The organism is Sutterella sp., from assembly GCF_052272535.1.
Taxonomy (GTDB): domain Bacteria; phylum Pseudomonadota; class Gammaproteobacteria; order Burkholderiales; family Burkholderiaceae_F; genus Sutterella.
Genome location: NZ_DAVZJY010000253.1, coordinates 1 through 3,100, shown reverse-complemented (window position 1 = coordinate 3,100; position 3,100 = coordinate 1). Strand labels below are relative to the sequence as shown.

3 protein-coding genes are annotated in these 3,100 nt (G+C 66.6%); 1 reads left to right on the top strand and 2 read right to left on the bottom strand.

The genetic code is table 11. The features are described from left to right. Positions 1-926 (bottom strand): ISAs1 family transposase (locus ACT6Y9_RS09900; RefSeq protein ID WP_443744402.1); only part of this gene is annotated, 926 nt, incomplete at its 3' end. A gap of 217 nt (positions 927-1,143) precedes the next feature. Between ACT6Y9_RS09900 and ACT6Y9_RS09895 the strand changes: the two genes are divergently transcribed. Next, positions 1,144-1,893 (top strand): 16S rRNA (uracil(1498)-N(3))-methyltransferase, encoded by a 750-nt coding sequence (locus ACT6Y9_RS09895; protein WP_443744401.1) that lies wholly within the window; start codon positions 1,144-1,146, stop codon positions 1,891-1,893. Between the two features lie 7 nt (positions 1,894-1,900). Here ACT6Y9_RS09895 and ACT6Y9_RS09890 read toward each other — a convergent pair whose 3' ends face one another. After that, complete coding sequence (locus tag ACT6Y9_RS09890) at positions 1,901-2,917, bottom strand: transglycosylase SLT domain-containing protein (protein WP_443744400.1); 1,017 nt, start codon at positions 2,915-2,917, stop codon at positions 1,901-1,903. Positions 2,918-3,100: the final 183 nt, after the last annotated feature.

Sequence of the window (3,100 nt, the reverse complement as noted above, 5' to 3'; positions counted from 1 at the left end):
AGGTAGTGAACTTCGCGCCAGAGCTTCTGGTGATTGTTCTTGACGGCGAGGCAGTAGCCGACTTCACGCTCCACGAGATACGACACAAGCGCCTTCTGCGTGTTCATGGCGTCTGCGGTAACCAGGTCTCCGGGCTTGAGGTCGATCATGGACAAAAGCTTCATGGCCGTAGAGATCTCGTTCTGCTTCTCTTCGATGAGCAGGCTTGCCGCCACGACGCCGTTTACGGAGTCGTAGGCATTGAACATGTAGCGCCCGGTGCTGAGATCCTCCGTCTTGGAGGCTGAGACGGCCTGTCCGTCAATGTGGAAGACCCTTCCGACCGCCTGAGAAATGAGCCCCTGGGCCATGCGGGTCAACAAGCCATGGAATTCCGAGGGTTTTATCAAGCGCAACAGGCGGTTGACCGTGTCGTGGGATATCTCCTTCTCGGAGAAATGCTCGATCAGTTCCGTGAGCTCGGCATGGTACTGCCGCCAGTAGATGGCGATGCTCACGGCGCTCGTGTAGCCGGCGAAGGCGGCCAGCAAAGCCACCGTCAGGACTACCTGAAGCGGGTACTCAACCTTGTTCTGGTGCTTTCTGGGGTCGGGCAGCGACTCGACGGCCTTCTGAACGTCTCGGACGAGTTCGGGCGTGGGCGGCGTAGTGGCCGCCGCCTCCTTTCTCAGCGCGGCATTGTCGCTCTGAAGCTCTTCGATCTTGAGGGTCTTGAGGTAGGACGGGCTGTAAGTGAAGACGCCGTTCTTGATGGAGCCGAGGGCGACGCGTTTGACCTTGGAGCGCTTCTTCTCCGGATCGTACATGTGGACGACGTCACGGAACACGTAGTAGCGCTCGCCCTTGGCGCTCCAGTAGATGCCGTACTTGTGGCGCAGCTCTTCAGGGACAAGATCATGAATCTCCGCAGGGATCTTGGACGGCATTTCCCCCCCCCCCTTGCAATATGGGCCATATGCATATTATGCAGAAAAGAGTTTGTCAATGCAAGCTCTTTTCGGGGTTGATTTTGTCCTCTTCGTCTATATTTCAGAGGTTCCGAGCGATGCTCAGCTTTTGAAAGTCATGCAATCGCCCTGCTCTCATTCGGGATTTCCCGCCGAGGGCCCCGCCCTCATCAACCTCCCTCCCCGACGCCGCCCCATGTCCCTGCCGCGCTTCTTCATCGACCTTCCCTCCAACGCCTTCCGCATGAACGCCCCCTTTGAACTCCCGCCCAAGGCCGCGCACCATGCGGGCCGAGCGCTGCGCCTCGCCGCGGGCGAGCGCGTGGAGCTCTTCAACGGATCGGGCACGGCCTGGCAGGGCGCGATCGGCTTTTCAGCCGACCGCACCTGGGTCGACATCGACGCGGCGACCGAGGGCGCCTGCGAACCCCCCGTCTTCATGACGCTCGTGCAGAGCTTCGTCTCGCCCGAGAAGACCGACTGGATCGTTGAGAAGGCCGTAGAAACCGGGGTCTCCGCCGTGCGGTTCGTACCCGCGGAGCGCTCGGTCACCCGCCTCTCGGGCGAGCGGCTCGCAAAGCGTCTCGCGCGCCTCACCGACATCGCCCGCGCCGCGGCCGAGCAGTGCGGCCGCAACCTCGTCCCCGAAATCACCGCCTCGCCTTCGCTGGCGGCGGGTCTTGCGGCCGTCGCGGCCGACGTCCGCCTCATCCTCGCGCCGGGCGCGAAGGGCGGCGTTCCGGCGGAAATCCGCCCCGGTCTCAGGTCCGCCGCCTTTGCGGTGGGCCCCGAAGGCGGATTCTCCGCCGCGGAGATCGAGGCGGCCGAGGCGGCGGGCTGGCGCCCGACGCTTCTCGGCGCGCGCGTGCTGCGCACGGAAACGGCGGGGCTTGCCGCCGCGTGCTGGTTGGAGACGCTCGCGGGCGACTACCCGCGTCGCGAATAGGCGGGAATCACTCGAACAGGACTTCAGTCAAGCCCGGTGCGGCCGCGCGCTTCACGTCGGCCACCTCCGTGGTCTTCATCGAGGCCGCGGGCGCAGTCTTCCCGGGAGCATCAAGCCTCACGACGGCGCCCGCCGTGGAGAGGCGCGTCTCGAGCGCTTCGGCCAAGGCCGCCCACTCGCTGAAGGCGAGTGTCTTCACGCGGCCCTGCGCCGCGGAGTAGTCCGGGCCCGTGCGACTGCGGCGCGAGAGCTGCACCGCGGCCGAGGCGTCGCCGCCCGCGGCGACCAACATGCGGCTCCTCTCCTTGAAGACCTTCGCGGCGTAGCCGCCGTCCGTCTTGTCGTTCGCCGCGCCGTAGTACCACTTGAGCGCCTTGGCGACGCTGCCGGTGCGGACGATGAGGCGCGAGAGGATCGACGTCCCCACGACCATGTTCGGATAGGGTTCGAGCGCGGCCTTCTCGCCCCCGAAGGCCTTGAACTTGTCGGTGTGCACGCGGGTCATCACCTGCATCAGGCCTTCGGCGCCCGCGCCGCTCTTCGCTTTCGGGTCGAAGCTCGATTCGGTGGCGGCCACCGCCAGGATGAGGAGCGGATCGACGTCGAAGCCCTGCCCGATCTCGACGGCCCAGGCGGTGTACTGCCGGGCGTCCTCGCGCGAGATGCGGTAGCTGCGCGCAATGTACTCAGCCACCTGGCCGCCCGAAGCGCCGATCGGGTCGAGCGTCTCCCCGCCCTGCGGGTGGTTCTTCTCCCAGGCGCTCACGAGCTCCGCGGCCTTCTCCTCCTCGGCCTCCACGGCCGCGGCCACCGCCTCGCTCGACTCAACGACGCCGGGCGTGTTCGCAAACGCATCGGGCGCGGCGGTGAAGCCTTCAAGATGGAGCCAGAAGGCGGCCGCGACCGCCCACAGGGCGGCGAAGCCCGTCGGCCAGAAGCAACCGAGACGGGAGGAGGCGTCGCGGACAGGCTCGGGCGTCAGTCGGTGAACGAGGGGCGTGGTGGAGTGGGCGTCGTGCTGCATTGGATTCTGGGGGCGGGAAGGCGCCGGTCCGGAGGCCGGTCGGGACGTCCGTGCGCGGCGCACGCCGGAGGACTCCCGCACGCCGGCGCTTCGAGGGACCGCTGCGCGGAGTTCTTCGGCGTGCGCCCGGCTGCGCCGGGCGTGCGGACGGGCGACCCTTCTGAATGAAGCGCCCTCCGGGAT

Bases quoted from the DNA above. Each gene is read 5' to 3' on its own strand.
- ACT6Y9_RS09890 (WP_443744400.1), bottom strand. From the start codon at position 2,917: ATGCAGCACGACGCCCACTCCACCACGCCCCTCGTTCACCGACTGACG.
- ACT6Y9_RS09895 (WP_443744401.1), top strand. From the start codon at position 1,144: ATGTCCCTGCCGCGCTTCTTCATCGACCTTCCCTCCAACGCCTTCCGC.